The organism is Microbispora sp. NPDC046973 (assembly GCF_040644495.1).
In the GTDB taxonomy this organism is placed as follows: Bacteria; Actinomycetota; Actinomycetes; order Streptosporangiales; family Streptosporangiaceae; genus Microbispora.
This window is the reverse complement of record NZ_JBEYWQ010000009.1, coordinates 65,984-81,224: the sequence shown is the minus strand read 5'-3', so window position 1 is coordinate 81,224 and position 15,241 is coordinate 65,984. Positions and strand designations below refer to the sequence as shown.

The following is a 15,241-nucleotide window of genomic DNA, read 5'->3' as shown; positions in this document are numbered from 1 at the left end:
CGTCAGGCTTCACCCATGGTCGAAGCTCTGTCCCAGCCGCGGCCCGCTGAGGCGACGCGAGGAGAAGCTCAGCCCAACCAGCGATCCGCCGCGGTGAGGACGCCGGCGAGATGGTTGCCGGCGGCGTTCGCGGCCGCTTTCGCCGTGGCAGTCGTGATCTTCTACGGGGTTTCCGTCGGGGAGGTCGCCGTCTTCGCGGCCTATGCCGGGCTCGGGATCGCCCTGCCCGGTGTGCTATGGACACGAGCGCTCCACACCGGCCGCCGCACCGCGGCGGAAGAGATCGCCCTTGGCCTGACGTGCGGTTACGCGGGCGAGGTGTTCGCCTACATGGGTGTTCGCGCCCTGGGCATGCCGCTCCTGGTGGTGATCTGGCCGCTCGGCACGTGCATCCTGTTCCTCGCCGTGCCAGGACTGCGCCGGCATTGGCGAGGCGGGCGACACCGCGGGGGCACGCCCCCGCTCTGGTATTCCTGGTCTCTCGCCCTCGCCTTCACCTATCTTGTGGCCTGGGGCGCCGCCACCTATTTCAGGCCGAACCCGCTGACCTGGCCGGCGCTGGGCAGGTTCGTGAGCGACCTCCCCTTTCATCTCGCCCTGGTCGGCGAGCTCAAGCACCACATGCCGCCCACCCTGCCGATGGTCGCCGGCGAGCCGTTGCTCTACCACTGGTTCGTCTACGCGCATCTGGCCGCCGCGAGCTGGGTCACCGGTCTGGAGCCGCTGGTCCTGCTGGCTCGCCTGGCTGTGCTGCCCATGCTCGCGGCGCTCGTCGTCCTGATCGGAATGCTGGCCAGACGCGTCATCGGCGCGTGGGGAGGGGCCTCACTCGCCGTCGCGGGCTCGATCCTCGTCGCGATTCCGAGCTTGTACCTTGGGGGCAACGGGTCGTTCACCTGGGGAGGCATTCCGGACCTCGCATGGACGAGTCCTACCCAGACATTCGGCGCACTCCTGTTCGCCGGGCTCATGCTTGTGCTGATCGACGCTCGTCGCCATCGAGGCGCCCCGCGTTCCTGGGTCCTCGTAGGTCTGCTACTCCTCGCGATCATGGGGGCGAAAGCGACGTATCTGCCGTTGCTCGCGACGGGTCTGCTGGCCGTGGCGGCGCTGGAGACCCTCGGACGAGGCCGGCCGTCCCGGCCCACCGTCGCGGCGCTCGCGATGACCGGCGGGTGCTTCCTGTACGCGCAACTCGTGCTGTTCGGCGGGGCTCGTCAGGCGATGATCGTCGCCCCCCTGTATTTCGTACGGACATCCTGGCAGGAGCTCACCGGAAAGGGGGAGCTGGTGTCGCCGCCGCCGGGTTCGCTGCTCGCGATGACGGCGGTGTGCCTGCTGGGCTGGTTCGTCACCTGGTCGGGCATGCTGGGACTGTTGAGCCGCCCCCGGTCCCTGCTACGGCCCCCGCTGGCTCTCATGCTGGGCATCGGTGCGGCGGGACTCGGTACGGCGCTACTCCTGGGTCATCCCGCCCGCAGCCAGCTCTTCTTCCTCTGGGGTGCCTACCCCTATCTCGTAATCGCGTCGGTCTGCGGCATCTTCACCGTCGTGCGGCGTGCGGGGCTGCCCCGCCGGGTCGTCATCGCCGCCGCCTCCGCCGGGGTGGCCGCGGCTTACCTGATCCCCCTCTCGTGCGGAGTCCGGGTGCCGCTCAGCGCGGGCCAGCCGGACGCTGTACTGGTCCGCCCGTACGTCGTGCTGCTGGTCGTCGCCGCGCTGGCCGCGATCGCGTTGCTCCCGACTGTGGGGCGGCTTCGCACGGGAGCCGTCCTGGTCGTCGTGGCCGCGAGCCTTGGCCTGCTCGCCGACGGGCACGGATTCGTCCTCGGGCATCTGCCCGGGAGGGTCGATTCGGGCGGGTCGATTCCGACTGCGCAGGCTCAGGTGGTCCCACCCGGAGCCATGACGGCCGGACGCTGGTTGCGCGACCACTCGGACCCCGGAGATCTCGTCGCCACGAACGCGCACTGTCTCTGGGGCCGAGAGGTTACCTGCGACAGCCGCCACTTCTGGGTGTCCGCGCTGTCCGAACGACGGGTGTTGATCGAGGGGTGGGCCTTTACGGAGAGAAGCGAGGCCCAGTGGCGTCCGGGCCGGCCGGCGATGCGTCTGCCGTTCTGGGACGGCCGGAGGATGGCGGCGAACGAGGCGGCGTTCTCGACCCCTTCCGCGACGTCCATCGGACTGCTGCGCGACCGCTACGGCGTGCGCTGGCTTTTCGCAGACGAGCGACTCGTCAGACCGGGGACGAGAATCAGTGAATTCGCTGATCTCCGTTTTCGTTCCGGTGACTATGCCGTTTATCGGGTGCGGGACGGCGCGGGTCACGAATCCAGTCATGATGGGCAAATAAATGATCAGCAGGCTGCGTCAGGATATCCGTCGGCGCGGGAATCAATAGTCTGATCAGGTCCGGCACGTCGAGCATTTCGAGACAGCGAGGGAAGGCGTGGCTGACCAGATCCCGGTGAACGACCTCCGGCGGCACGCGGTTGCGACGGAAAAGGCTGTGCGTAGTTCTGTCGACCGTGTGCTGAGCAGCGGTTGGTACATTCTGGGCAAGGAGTGCGAATCCTTCGAGCGAGAATTCGCCGATTACTGTGGGACGGCTCACTGCGTGGGCGTCGCCAATGGAACGGACGCCATCGAAATCGGGCTACGCGCCCTGGGCGTCGGCGCGGGCAGTCGCGTGGCCACGGTCGCGAACGCCGGCTTCTACACCACGACGGCACTGATGGCTCTCGGCGCGCGGCCGGTCTTCGTCGACGTGGAGCGCGGCACGAAACTGATGGATCTCGCCCACCTGAAGCAGATCCTGGACGAGGGAACCCTCGACGCGGTCGTGGTCACCCACCTCTTCGGTCTCCTGCACGACATGGAGGCGGTCCTCGATCTCACGGACCGGGCGGGCGTCCCGGTTCTGGAGGACTGCGCGCAGGCCCACGGTGCCCGCAGGGGCGGCCGTCGCGCCGGCTCCTTCGGCGCCGCGGCGACTTTCAGCTTCTATCCCACGAAGAACCTTGGCGCCCTGGGCGACGGCGGCGCGGTGGTCACCGGCAGCGCGGCGGTCGCCGAGCGGGTGAAGAGGCTACGGCAGTACGGCTGGGAGGCGAAGTACCGCGTCGGCGCCGAAGGGGGGCGCAACAGCCGTCTCGACGAGATGCAGGCCGCGATCTTGCGGGCCAAGCTCCCTCTTCTCGACGGCTGGAACGAGCGGCGCCGCGAGGTCGCGACCCGCTATTCACAGGAGATCGGCAATCCGAGGGTGGCCTGTCCGCCGGTGTACGGGGAGGAATTCGTCGGACATTTGTATGTCGTGGTCTGCGACGACCGTGATGCGCTTCGCGCTCATCTCGCCGACGAGGCGATTTCGACGGACGTGCATTTTCCGGTCGCCGACCATCGCCAGTCCGTGTCGGCCGATTTCGGTCAATCGGCTGATCTGCCGGTAACCGACAGTCTGTCGGGTTCGGTGCTGACGCTGCCCTGCTATCCCGAAATATCCGATGAGGAGGTCGCACGAGTGATCTCTTCTATCAATTCCTGGTGACATGATGTTCTCAGTGATCGTTCCCGTCTACCGGAACGCGGAATACGTGCCGCAGTTGATCGCGGAATTCAGCGGCATCAGCGCGATCGCCGCGGAACGCTTCCAAATGCCCATGGAGTTCGTCTTCGTGGTCGACGGCAGCCCGGACGACAGTTTCGAGCTTCTGAAGGCCGCCCTTCCGCAGGCGCCCTTCCGCTCGCAACTGCTCCTGCATGCCCGAAACTTCGGCGCGTTCGCGGCCGTCCGCACCGGCCTGCGCGCGGCCCAGGGCGATTACTTCGCCGTCATCAACGCGGATCTCCAGGAGCCGCCGGAATTGCTGCTCAGGTTCCTGGACAGGCTGGTGAACGACGACATGGATATCGCGGTGGGTGTTCGGGAGGGGCGTCATGATCCCGGCCTGTCGCGCCTGGCGGCCACCATGTTCTGGGCCTTCTACCGCCGTTTCATCATGAGGGACATCCCGCGTGGCGGCGTCGACGTCTTCGGCTGCAACCGGCGGATCAGGGACGAACTCATGATGCTGGAGGAGGCGAACAGCTCCCTCGTCGGGCTCGTCTACTGGCTCGGTTTCCGCCGGTGCGAGGTGCCGTTCGAGCGGCGTGCGAGAGTGCACGGCAAGAGCGGCTGGACCCTGTCCAAGAAAATCAACTATTTCCTGGACAGCGTGTTCGCCTTCACGGACCTGCCGATCCGCATGTTCACGATCATGGGAGCACTCGGATTCGCCTTCGCCGGCTGTCTTGCCATCTTCGTCATCGTCATGCGTCTGAGCGGGCAGATCGAGGCGGCGGGCTACACGACCACGATTTTGGTCATCACCTTCTTCGGGGCGCTGAACACCCTCGGGCTCGGATTCCTCGGGTCCTACGCGTGGCGCAGCTACGAGAACACCAAGAAACGGCCGCTGGCCCTGGTGCGTACGGCTCGCTCCTTCGACGGAGGCTCCGACACCACCTCTGATCTTCTCTACTCCGGGCGGCGTCCATGAACCAGACCTTCGTCCATCCGCAGGCGCTCTGCGAAAGCAGGGACATCGGCGCCGGCACCCGAATCTGGGCGTTCGCACACGTGCTCCCGGGCGCGCGGGTAGGGGCCGAGTGCAACATTTGCGACGGCGTCTTCATCGAGAACGACGTCGTACTGGGAAATCGCGTGACCGTCAAGTGCGGGGTCCAGATCTGGGACGGCATCACGATCGAGGACGACGTCTTCATCGGCCCCAACGCGACGTTCACGAACGACCCCTTCCCGCGCAGCAAGATCTACCCGGAGAGGTTCGCCCGCACGGTGGTCCGCTCCGGTGCCTCAGTCGGCGCGAACAGCACGATCCTGCCCGGTGTGGAGATCGGCACCGGTGCGATGGTGGGGGCGGGAGCCGTCGTGACGCGCTCGGTCCCCTCGAACGCGATCGTGGTGGGCAATCCCGCGCGGATCATGGGCTATGTGGACGCCGCGAAACGCTCCTTCGCGGACGGCGACAGCGTGTCACCAGACCGCCGGACTGAGCTCGGGATCGGGGGGGCGAGCCTGCTCGAGCTGAACGTCATGAAGGATCCGCGCGGCGAGCTTTCCGTCGGCGAGTTCGAGCGCGAAGTGCCGTTCACGCCCAAGCGCTACTTCCTGGTCTCCAACGTGCCGAGCACCGAGGCCAGGGGCGAGCACGCGCATCGGCGATGCGAGCAGTTCCTGATCTGTGTGCGCGGCTCATGCGGCGTTCTTCTGGACGACGGCCGGAACCGCTGTGAGATCACCCTGGACCGCCCAACTCGCGGCGTTCACATGCCGGCCATGATCTGGGGCACCCAGTATCGGTACACGCCCGACGCCGTGCTTCTCGTCTTCGCCTCCCATCACTACGATCCGGACGACTACATCCGATCGTACGACGAATTCCAGAAAATCGTGTCGGCGCGGGCAGCGTCCTTGTGAGGGGTTCGCCGTTCGCCCGCTTTCTCATCGGCGGCGCGGTCAACACCGGCGTCACGTACGCGCTCTTCGTAATTCTCTCACGGTGGCTGCCGCCGTCGGTCGCCTATTCGCTGGTCTTCCTCTCCGGTATCGCCCTCGCCTATCTCATCAACACGGCCTTTGTGTTCCGGACCAGGGCGTCGGTCGGCTCCGCCGTGCGGTTCCCGGGGGTCTACCTCGTTCAGTACCTCGTGGGGCTGGGGCTTCTGACGCTGCTGGTCCGCCTAGGGGTCGACAGCCGGGCGGCGCTGCCGCTGACGATGTGCGTGACGGTGCCGCTCACGTTTGTAATGAGCCGCCATGTCCTCGAGAAGAAGGCCGCAAAAAACACTGCAGTGATTCTGCAGAACAGCAACTCAAAGAACATGGAAGGAATCGGACAGCGGTGAAGGCGCTAGTTCTGTCGGGCGGGAAGGGGACGAGACTCCGCCCGCTGACCCACACGTCGGCCAAACAACTGGTCCCCGTCGCGAACAAACCGGTGCTCTTCTACGGGCTTGAGGCCATCAGGGACGCCGGCATCACCAGTGTGGGCATCATCGTCGGCGACACCGGACGCGAGGTGCGGGAGGCCGTCGGGGACGGCTCGGCGTTCGGGCTCGAGGTCACCTACATCGAGCAAGAGGCGCCGCTCGGGCTGGCGCACTGTGTCCTGATCGCCAGGGAGTTCCTGGCCGACGACCCGTTCGTCATGTACTTGGGCGACAACTTCCTCGTCGACGGCATCACCGGCCTGGTCGACGCATTCCGCGCGGCCGAGTGCGACGCGCGCATTCTGCTGACCCGTGTGGCCGAGCCGCAGTTCTACGGTGTCGCCGAGCTCGGTCCTGACGGCGAGATCATCGGTCTGGAGGAGAAGCCGGAGCACCCCCGCAGCGACCTGGCGATCGTCGGGGTCTACACGTTCTCGCCCGCGATCCACGAGGCCGTACGTGCGATCAAGCCGTCGGCGAGGGGTGAGCTGGAGATCACCGAGGCCGTCAAATGGCTCATCGACACCGGCCGCCGCGTCCAGTCCCACTTCGTCACGGGCTACTGGAAGGACACCGGCCGGCTGCAGGACATCCTGGAGTGCAACCGCATCGTCCTGGAGGCGATCGCGCCCGACGTCCGGGGGACCGTGGACGGGTTCTCGGACGTGACCGGTCGCGTCGTCATCGCCCCCGGCGCCGTCGTGGAAGGCTCGGTCATCCGGGGACCGGTCGTGATCGGCGCCGACGCCAAGATCACTAAATCCTATGTCGGCCCCTACACATCGATCGGGGAGGGCTGCGTGATCGAGGACGCCGAAGTCGACTACAGCATCGTGCTCGGCGACTCGGCCATCAGGGGGGTCCCCGGGCTCACGCACTCCCTGATCGGCCGCAATGTCGAGGTCAGCCGGGCGACCGGGGTACCCAACACGTGTCAGCTCATGGTCGGAGATCACAGCAAGGTTCAGGTGCGCGCATGAAGATCCTGGTTCCCGGCGGCGCCGGATTCATCGGCTCCCACTACGTGCGGTCGTTGCTGTCCGGGGCATACCCCGGCTACGAGAACGCCCGCGTCACCGTGCTGGACAAGCTCACCTACGCTGGCAACCAGGCCAACCTGGCCGCGGCCGAAGCCAATCCCCGATTCGCCTTCGTACGCGGTGACATCACCGACGCCGCGCTGCTGCGCGATCTGGTCCCCGGGCACGACATGATCGTCAACTTCGCCGCGGAGACACACGTCGACCGCTCCATCACGGGCGCCGGCGACTTCGTGACGACCAATGTCCAGGGCACCCAGCGACTGCTCCAGGCCGCGCTGGAGGCCGGAGTCCGCGCGTTCGTCCAGGTCTCCACCGACGAGGTGTACGGGTCGATCGAAACGGGATCGTGGGCCGAGGAAGAGCCGCTGCTGCCCAACTCGCCGTACTCGGCCGCCAAGGCCGGCGCCGACCTGCTCTGCCGTGCTTACCACAGAACCTACGGGCTCGACGTACGGGTGACCCGGTGCTCCAACAACTACGGCCCCTACCAGCACCCGGAGAAGGTCATCCCGCTGTTCGTCACCAACCTGATCGACGGGATGCCCGTGCCTCTGTACGGCGACGGTCGCAACGTACGGGAGTGGCTGCACGTGGACGACCACTGCCGGGGCATCCAGCTCGTTGCGGACAAGGGCTCGGCCGGCGAGGTCTACAACATCGGGGGTGGCGTCGAGCTGACCAACCTGGAACTCACGGAGCGGTTGCTCGCGGCCTTCGGCGTCGGATGGGAGATGGTCGAGCACGTGCCGGACCGGCCGGGGCACGACCTGCGCTATGCGGTGGACTCCAGCAAGATCCGCTCGATCGGTTATCGGCCCGTGGTCGACTTCGAGCAGGGACTCGCCGATGTCGTCCGGTGGTATCGCGACAACCAGGACTGGTGGCGCGGTCTGAGGGTCACGACGTCCTGAAAAGGACCTGACAGCCGATGCCGCCGCGCGACCAACCGAGGGATCGCGCGGCGGCATCGGCGTGCTTGGGCGATTCAGTCCAGCGGCTGCACCCGTAGTGGAAGGGCGCCTCCGGCGACGCACTCTCCGGTCGCGGCGTCCCATTTCCAGTGATGCCGCGGACATTCGATGACGCCGTCACAGATCGTGGCGTACGTCAAGTCCTCCCCGGCATGCGGGCAGAACCGCTGCATCCGCAGGCCGTCCCGTTCGATGGTCTCGGTGTTCTGCCGCTCCCTGAGCATCTGCATGGTCTGCGCCGGCTGATTGCCGTATCGCAGCAGACTCATGAACGTCAGATCGAACACATCCGGCTCCCGATGCAGGCCCACCCGCATCGACAGCAGAGCCTCTTCCCAGCCGATCCGCTCCTCGATGACCGCCCTCATCGTCCGGGGACACAGCAGCAGGGTGTATTCGGGGTCATAGGGCTCCTCGCCCTCGATCACGAACCGTTCGGCCAGACGGCCCAGCCGCACGTCCCACATACGCCCGTCGGCGACCAGACGGATGTCCTTGGCGAAGTCGCCGAGGAAACGCTTGTTCCACAGTTGCAGCTTCGCGAAGTACGCCTCGATCTCCCCGCTGCTCACCGGATCGGCGGGCTCGTCGTAGAACGCGCTCCATTCGTCGCGCCGCCGTTCCCGATAGGCCGCCAGATCCTCACTCGTCCGGGCGCCGGGATAGCGATCCACCACCCGGCGCTCGCCGACCCGCAGGGTGTCGCCGGGGAACATCCGCACCACCTCGACTCCCGGGCAGGCCGCTGTGAACTCCTCGGAGACGTCCTCCCAATGGGGGAAGATCGTCGCATCGCGGTCGTTGTACTGCTCCAGGACGGGGTCGAGGAAGCACGCCGGGCCTGCGGAAGGCAGGTAGGCCGCGGCGCCGGTGATCCGTATCTTGCGATAGAGCGTGTCGAGGTGGTCTCCGCGGACTGTGTCGACCTTCTTGCTCATCACGTCGGGCGGATAGTCGTAGCAGTTGGGATACCACATCGCCCCCGAGAACTGCGCGGAAAGCAGGTCTACGTCGCGGGGCAGTTCCGACATCGGCGTGTTGCAGTCGTTGAGGTCGAGGAACCGGAAGCCGCCGAGGTCGAGCAGCAGGCCGCTGTCCTCCTTGTGGCTCGTGTCCAGGTACATCGTCACGGTGAAGCCAGGGGCCAGTTCGAGGGACTCCTTGTGGTCGAGCGCCACCACGTTCTCGTATCCCAGCTCGGAGAAGCGCTTCACCATGACCTTCGAGCGGTACTTGGGAACGATCACGTTGATCGACCGGTCCAGCGTGCGGAGGAGGCGCTCGTCGTAGTGGTCCTCATGCGCGTGAGAGATGTAGAGAAAGTCGAAATTCGCGTTGCGCACGGTGTCCAGTAGATACCGGTTATCGGGATATGGGAACCATGAGTGCAGGAACGCGGGATAGAACCACGGGTCGATGAGTAGTCGAACACCCTGATACTCGGCGATGAAGCCCGCGTGCCCGAGATAGCGCAGCACGCTTTTATGTCCGTTGTGGTGCTGATCCAACGAGAGTCCTCTCGGCCTGATTGATGAGCGTCCGACTCGGCGAATGCCGTGCCATGAAACCGCAGTATGCCGAGAGGATCTGGAAGGGGCCAATCAACAAACCATCGTTGATTGAGAAATTTGGATTTCCGTGAGTTGGGTTTCCCCTGAGCGGAAGTCTGAGGTCGTGTAGCTGGTTATGTCCGTCGGAGACAGGTCAGGCGGCATGGTCGTGCGCCAACCTTCACATCGCCGCGGACACCAGTCGACGCCCGGCGTGTCTGTTGACGAGGGTCAGCGAGAACAGAAAGCTTGATGCCACCATCAGGCGGCCTTTTTCTCGCGGCACCACGATGCCGCGTCACGCTGGGGCGATACGGGGCAGCTAGGTGTCAACGTCGCTCATTCAGAAGGAATCATGCCAAAGTCCCTATCCGTCGCGGCGCCCACGCATGTGTCCGCTCGATCGCTGGCGCCGGATCTGGCGCGTGGCTCCATGCTGCTGCTGATCGCTTTGGCACATGCGCCGGCTTTCGTCGGCGACTCGCGAATCGGGCCCGCTCCGCTCAACACCGCCGCGGAGTTCGTCACGGCCCTCCTGATCGAGGACCAGGCCCGTAACATGTTCGCGTTTCTGTTCGGCTACGGTGTCGGGCAGTTGGCGCAGCGTCAGCATGATCTGGGCGGCGACTGGACCTCGATCCGGAGGCTGCTGCGGCGCAGGGCCTTCTGGCTGATCGTCATCGGCTTTGCGCACGCGGTACTGGTCGTGCCGTTCGACTTCATCGCGGTGTACGGCCTGGTCCTGCTGGTGCTCGCACCGCTCGTGAGAGCACGGAACCGGGTGCTGTGGGGGACGTGGATCTTGTCGCTCACTCTCGCGGTCCGCCTGCTGGTTGCTCAAGTAAGACCCGTCACCGCACCCCTCACCGCACCCGGCACCACGTCAACGCTCATGGAGCACACGTACGCCGTCCACGTCGTCGCGCGTATCGCATCATGGCCGGTGCCGACCGCTCTCTCCGCGATCACGGTGGCACCGGTCATGCTGCTGGGAATCTGGGCCGCCAGGCGCCGGATCCTCGACCAACCTGAGCGTCACGCGTCGTTGCTGCGCCACGTCACCGTGATCTTCTTGGGCGTTTCGGTCATACTCCGGCTTCCTGCGGCTCTGCTGGCGGCGGGCGAGTGGACGACCACCTCGAATTCCCTTCGCTGGGCGGTAGCCATCGTGCACGTCCTGATCGCATACGCGGGCGGCGTCGGCTTGGCCGCCGCCTCCGGACTCGTCGCGATCAAAATCCGGCGTGGCCGCCTGGCCACAGCCATGGCGGCGCTGGGACAGCGGTCGATGACCTTCTACCTGTTCCAATCCCTGGTGTGGCTGGTGCTCTTCTACCCGTTCACCCTCGATTTGCATGACGGCATGAGCCTCGCCGCCACTTCCGGAATCGCCATCGCGCTCTGGGTAGCCTCTGTTCTGCTGGCCGACGGGATGCGCCGCGCGGGCCATCGCGGCCCGGCAGAAGTGCTGTTGCGTCGGCTGTCGTACTGGAGCCCCGCTTGGGCTTCCGGTCGCGACAAGTCCCAGGACGGTCTGCCGGGCGAGGCGAGAATGCCGGACGCCGGCTGTGATCGAACGAGTACCCGATCCACCCCGACGCGGCTGAGGTAGGTTCGCTTGACGGCTCAGGCCAGAGACCTGCCGTCGAAACCCGCGAGAAGGAGCGCCTGGTAGGCGGCGTGCACGACCTCCGGTACTTCTTGCGCGATGGAGAACCCGCGCTTGGGATACTCGATGATGCGCTGCAGGTCGCCCACGATCATGTCGACCACGAGCTTCTCGTCACCGATGGCCTTGACGTAATCGTCGAGCGCCAGCGGCTCGGAAGAGCACACCACCTCGACGTCCGGCCACAACTTGCGCGTGGTGGCGTACGAGCGGCGCTCCATGTACGGCTTGGAGATCAGCAGCACCGACCGCGGGCGGATCCCGGCCGCGGCCAGGACCTGACGCGACAGGGCGATGTTCTCCCCGGTGTTGGTCGCATTCGGCTCCAGCAGAATCACGGCGTCCGGGACGCCGAGTCGCAGGGCGTGCTCGCGATAGTGCACAGCCTCCCCGCGAGGGAACCGGGCGAGCGTGGCCGGGCTGTTGCCCCCGGTGAAAACCAGACGAGGGAACAGTCCCTCGTGGTAGAGCCGGGCACAGTGCCCGGCCACGCCGAGGTCGTGGCTGCCCAGTCCGATGGCCACATCACAGGGCCGCAGCGAGTGGCCCATCCGGTGGTAGCCCCAGAGCAGCTTCGCCAGCCGCCGGTGCTCTTCGGTGATGATGGCCTGCCGGTCGTCGGTCACGGTGGCTCCTGGTCCGCAATCGTGGAGGCGCGGGCCTCAGCCCGCGCCGGATGTCCTCGATACCGTGAGTGGTCGCGCTCAGGTCCCCGAGATCTCGCGGGTCTCCAGGGGGGCGCAGCGCGCGTTCAGGCACTCTCCCGTGGCCAGGTCGAAGGTGAAGAAGTGGCCGAGGCATTGAATCTTGCCGTCCTCGATGACGGCGCCCTCGGCCAGGTCCTCGCCCGCGTGCGGGCAGTACCTGCCGACCTCGAACCTCCGGTCGCCGTCGGTGACGACGATGCGGTCGGCCGCGTCCCTGCCGGTCTCGTATTCCTCGATGGCCTGCAGGGCCGGGGCGTTGGCGTGCTTGAGCAGCCCGGCCAGGTAGCCGTTGTACACGTCGGGGTCGCGGTGCAGGCGGATCCGCAGGGAAAGCAGCAGGTCTTCCCACGCGAGCTCACCGGTCAGGATGGGCTCGACCCAGCGTCCCTGCACGCTGATCGTGTAGCCGGGGCGCTCGGCGGTCGCGGGGCCGATGGCCAGGCCGTCTGCGTTCATGCGGACGTCCCAGACGCCGCCGTTCGGCCCCGTGATCTCGAAACGGACCGTCATGTCGATGTGTTTGAGGAAGTAGCTGCTGAGCGTGCCGAGCCGGACGAAGTGGTTGACGAAGCGCTCGGGGAAGTCGGGTCCCGGTTCGGGATACTCGACACGGAGCTTCTCGAGGATCTCCGCCCGGTCCTCCGCGTAGCGCTGGATGTACTCGCCGACCCCCTCGGTGAAGCTGAACTCCGCCGATACGGGGTCCCGCACCACCTCGAAGGTCTCCAGGTCGAGCCGGTCGCCCGGCTTCAACGTCTCCCAGGCCTGCCTTGGCAGGTGCTCGCTCAGCCAGCTCCTGGCGGCCTCCGGGTGGACGAAGGCTCCGTTGTCGGTGTCCAGCACCCAGTTGAGGTCGCGCAACTCGGGATCGAGGAAGCAGGGCGGGCCGGCGAAGGGGATGGCCAGCGCCGGCCCCGTGGCGCGTATCAGGCGCTGAACGGAGACCAGCTTGGCGATCCGCTTCTCCATGGCGATGCGCCGTTCCTCCTCCTCGTCGTAGGAGTAACGCATCGGATGCCAGGTCGCCGAGGAGGCCTGCACGGCCATGACGTCGAGCCGGCCGCCCGCCATGTGCTTGGCGCGGCGGGTCTGCGACGCGATCAGCTTGGCGTCGTTGCAATTCAGAACGGACCTGCCCTCGGCCACGATGAGGAACGCCGAATCATGGTACAGCGGAGACGGCTGGGGGATCGTGGTGATCCACGATTCGCCGTCGTTCAGGATGAACTTCTCCCATGCTGGGATTCGGATGATGTTCGTGACGCCGGTTTCCCGGATCCGATCGATGAGAGTATCTGACGGATAGGTGGGGATCAGTACCGTGGTCTCGTCGCTGAGCTGTTCGAGAAACCAGGAGTCCATATGGTCGAGATGTTCATGAGAAATCGCCACATAAGTCGCCGAGGTCAGGCTTTTGACATCAAGGTGGTCGTTGCGCGGAAACTGGAACCATGACCCCATGTAGCCGCCGGACGGACTCATCCACGGGTCGAATATCAGAGTGAACGTGGAGGCTTCGATCGTGAGCCCGGCGTGACCGATTGAGGTGAGTGTTGCCATTTGCCTCGATCTTCCTTACCCGGGCGTGCCGCCGTCGACGGAAGACATGTGCCCGCTAGGTCATCGGTTGGTTACTTTCTGGCGTCGGATTAAATCATGCGAGATAGGCGGCTGAGAGGGCGTGACGCAAGCCTGAACTAAGAAGCGGGTAAAGATTCATGACGGCCGGGCGGGCACTGGATAATTCAGTGCGAACTCGGCCTGACAGCTCCACTCCGGCGCAGGACCCTCACGCCGTGCCGTCGTGACCGCTGAAGCGGAGAAAGATATGCCGCCGGCCCATGCCTCTGGATCGCAATTTCGGGTGAAGAACACGGTAACGGACACGGGCGGTGACGGCGCTTTCCGCCGGATCCGTGCTGCGATGGACGGCGCAGATGCGTAGGCGACGTCTCGGAGCGCAGCGCGACGCCCCCCGCGCCGTGACCGCGCGAGACGCTCGAAAGGATCAGTCGTTGGAGCACGGGGGCCTGGTTATGGAAGAGAAGCTCGTCGTGATCGGCCAGGGATACGTGGGCTTGCCGCTCGCGATGCGTGCGGTCGAGGCGGGGTATCGCGTGGTGGGCGTCGAGGTGGACGAGTGGCGGGTCAAGCGTCTCAACGCCGCCCAGTCGTACGTCGAGGACATCGGCGACGACGCGCTCGCGGCGGCGCACGCGACGGGCCGCTACCGGGCCAGCGCGGACTACGCCGACGCCGAGGGCTTCGACGTCTGCGTGATCACCGTGCCGACGCCGCTGACCGACGGCGTGCCCGACCTCAGCCACATCGCGTCGGCGGGCCGTTCGCTCGCCCCACGCCTGCGGGCGGGCGCGACCGTGGTGCTGGAGTCGACCACCTATCCCGGGACGACCGAGGAGTACCTGCGCCCGATCCTGGAGGAGGGATCGGGCCTGCGCGCCCCCGGCGACTTCCACCTCGGCTACAGCCCCGAGCGGATCGACCCCGGCAACGCGCGGTGGCGCCTGGAGAACACGCCGAAGGTCGTCTCCGGCCTCGACGACGCCGCCCTCGCGCGGGTCCGCGCCTTCTACGAGGCCGTCGTCGATCAGGTCGTCACCGTGTCCTCGCCGCAGGTGGCCGAGTTGTGCAAGCTCCTGGAGAACACCTTCAGGCACGTCAACATCGCCCTGGTCAACGAGCTGTCGATCTTCGCCAGGCAGCTCGGCATCGACGTGTGGGAGGCCATCGACGCCGCCTCCACCAAGCCGTTCGGCTACATGCGCTTCACCCCGGGGCCCGGCGTCGGCGGCCACTGCCTGCCGATCGACCCGTCGTACCTGTCCTGGAAGGTCAAGCGCAGCCTGGGGCACAACTTCCGGTTCGTGGAGCTGGCCAACGACGTCAACGACCACATGCCCGCGCACGTCGTCGACCGGCTGGTCCTGGCGCTGAACGACCGGCGCAAGGCGCTGAACGGCAGCCGGGTGCTCCTGCTCGGCCTGTCGTATAAGAAGAACACCGGGGACTGCCGCGAGTCCCCGGCGCTGGAGGTGGCCAGGCACCTGCGCAAGCTGGGCGCCGACGTGCGCGGAGCCGACCCGCACGTCGACCTCGCCCTCGTGCCCGAGGGGGTGGCGATCGCCGAGGCGTCGCCGCGGGAGATCGCGGCGGCCGACGCCGTCGTGGTCCTCACCGACCACGACTGTTTCGACTACGCCCTGATCCAGCGCGAGAGCGCCTTCGTCTTCGACACCCGCAACCGCTGCCGGGGGCCGAACGTCGAGCGGCTCTGACGGCGGAG

At 66.4% G+C, this 15,241-nt stretch carries 12 protein-coding genes; 9 read left to right on the top strand and 3 right to left on the bottom strand.

Annotation, left to right across the window (positions count from 1 at the left end; all coding sequences use genetic code 11):
• The first annotated feature begins 15 nt into the window (after window positions 1–15).
• The 7 genes from ABZ860_RS18815 to rfbB are packed head-to-tail and all read left to right on the top strand — an operon-like array spanning window position 16 to window position 7,951.
• On the top strand, window positions 16–2,409 hold the full coding sequence (locus tag ABZ860_RS18815) for a hypothetical protein (protein WP_357221659.1): 2,394 nt from the start codon (window positions 16–18) through the stop codon (window positions 2,407–2,409).
• Window positions 2,410–2,452: 43 nt separating this feature from the next.
• Complete coding sequence (locus ABZ860_RS18810; protein WP_357221656.1) at window positions 2,453–3,553, top strand: DegT/DnrJ/EryC1/StrS family aminotransferase; 1,101 nt, start codon at window positions 2,453–2,455, stop codon at window positions 3,551–3,553.
• Window positions 3,554–3,566: 13 nt separating this feature from the next.
• Complete coding sequence (locus tag ABZ860_RS18805) at window positions 3,567–4,544, top strand: glycosyltransferase family 2 protein (RefSeq protein WP_357221653.1); 978 nt, start codon at window positions 3,567–3,569, stop codon at window positions 4,542–4,544.
• On the top strand, window positions 4,541–5,485 hold the full coding sequence (locus ABZ860_RS18800) for a WxcM-like domain-containing protein (RefSeq protein WP_357221650.1): 945 nt from the start codon (window positions 4,541–4,543) through the stop codon (window positions 5,483–5,485). The genes ABZ860_RS18805 and ABZ860_RS18800 overlap by 4 nt, the downstream gene beginning before the upstream one ends.
• On the top strand, window positions 5,482–5,913 hold the full coding sequence (locus tag ABZ860_RS18795) for a GtrA family protein (RefSeq protein WP_357221647.1): 432 nt from the start codon (window positions 5,482–5,484) through the stop codon (window positions 5,911–5,913). Before ABZ860_RS18800 ends, ABZ860_RS18795 begins: the two co-directional genes overlap by 4 nt.
• Complete coding sequence (locus tag ABZ860_RS18790) at window positions 5,910–6,977, top strand: glucose-1-phosphate thymidylyltransferase (protein WP_357221644.1); 1,068 nt, start codon at window positions 5,910–5,912, stop codon at window positions 6,975–6,977. Before ABZ860_RS18795 ends, ABZ860_RS18790 begins: the two co-directional genes overlap by 4 nt.
• Window positions 6,974–7,951, top strand: a complete 978-nt coding sequence (gene rfbB, locus ABZ860_RS18785; RefSeq protein ID WP_357221641.1) for a dTDP-glucose 4,6-dehydratase — start codon at window positions 6,974–6,976, stop codon at window positions 7,949–7,951. The genes ABZ860_RS18790 and rfbB overlap by 4 nt, the downstream gene beginning before the upstream one ends.
• Before the next feature lie 74 nt (window positions 7,952–8,025).
• Here the strand turns inward: rfbB and ABZ860_RS18780 are convergent, their stop codons facing one another.
• Window positions 8,026–9,519 carry an MBL fold metallo-hydrolase gene (locus ABZ860_RS18780; RefSeq protein WP_357221638.1) on the bottom strand — a complete coding sequence of 498 codons (1,494 nt, stop codon included), beginning with the start codon at window positions 9,517–9,519 and terminating at the stop codon, window positions 8,026–8,028.
• 475 nt (window positions 9,520–9,994) lie between these two features.
• On the opposite strand from ABZ860_RS18780, the gene ABZ860_RS18775 reads away from it, so the two are divergent.
• A complete protein-coding gene (locus ABZ860_RS18775; protein ID WP_357221635.1) occupies window positions 9,995–11,173 on the top strand; it encodes a DUF418 domain-containing protein in 1,179 nt (392 codons plus the stop codon).
• Window positions 11,174–11,187: 14 nt separating this feature from the next.
• Here ABZ860_RS18775 and ABZ860_RS18770 read toward each other — a convergent pair whose 3' ends face one another.
• Both ABZ860_RS18770 and ABZ860_RS18765 read right to left on the bottom strand, forming a co-directional pair.
• The gene (locus tag ABZ860_RS18770) at window positions 11,188–11,856 is read right to left on the bottom strand and encodes a YdcF family protein (RefSeq protein ID WP_357221632.1); all 669 of its coding nucleotides are present in this window, start codon (window positions 11,854–11,856) and stop codon (window positions 11,188–11,190) included.
• A gap of 78 nt (window positions 11,857–11,934) precedes the next feature.
• Window positions 11,935–13,299: a Rieske 2Fe-2S domain-containing protein gene (locus ABZ860_RS18765; protein WP_357221629.1), complete on the bottom strand. Its 1,365-nt coding sequence runs from the start codon at window positions 13,297–13,299 to the stop codon at window positions 11,935–11,937.
• A gap of 674 nt (window positions 13,300–13,973) precedes the next feature.
• Here ABZ860_RS18765 and ABZ860_RS18760 point away from each other — a divergent pair.
• Entirely contained in the window at window positions 13,974–15,233 is a 1,260-nt protein-coding gene (locus ABZ860_RS18760) for a nucleotide sugar dehydrogenase (protein ID WP_357221626.1), read from the top strand.
• Window positions 15,234–15,241 lie beyond the last annotated feature (8 nt).

Coding starts and splice junctions, on each gene's coding strand:
- ABZ860_RS18815 (WP_357221659.1), top strand. CDS start 16: ATGGTCGAAGCTCTGTCCCAGCCGCGGCCCGCTGAGGCGACGCGAGGA.
- ABZ860_RS18800 (WP_357221650.1), top strand. CDS start 4,541: ATGAACCAGACCTTCGTCCATCCGCAGGCGCTCTGCGAAAGCAGGGAC.
- rfbB (WP_357221641.1), top strand. CDS start 6,974: ATGAAGATCCTGGTTCCCGGCGGCGCCGGATTCATCGGCTCCCACTAC.
- ABZ860_RS18775 (WP_357221635.1), top strand. CDS start 9,995: ATGCTGCTGCTGATCGCTTTGGCACATGCGCCGGCTTTCGTCGGCGAC.
- ABZ860_RS18765 (WP_357221629.1), bottom strand. CDS start 13,299: ATGGACTCCTGGTTTCTCGAACAGCTCAGCGACGAGACCACGGTACTG.
- ABZ860_RS18760 (WP_357221626.1), top strand. CDS start 13,974: ATGGAAGAGAAGCTCGTCGTGATCGGCCAGGGATACGTGGGCTTGCCG.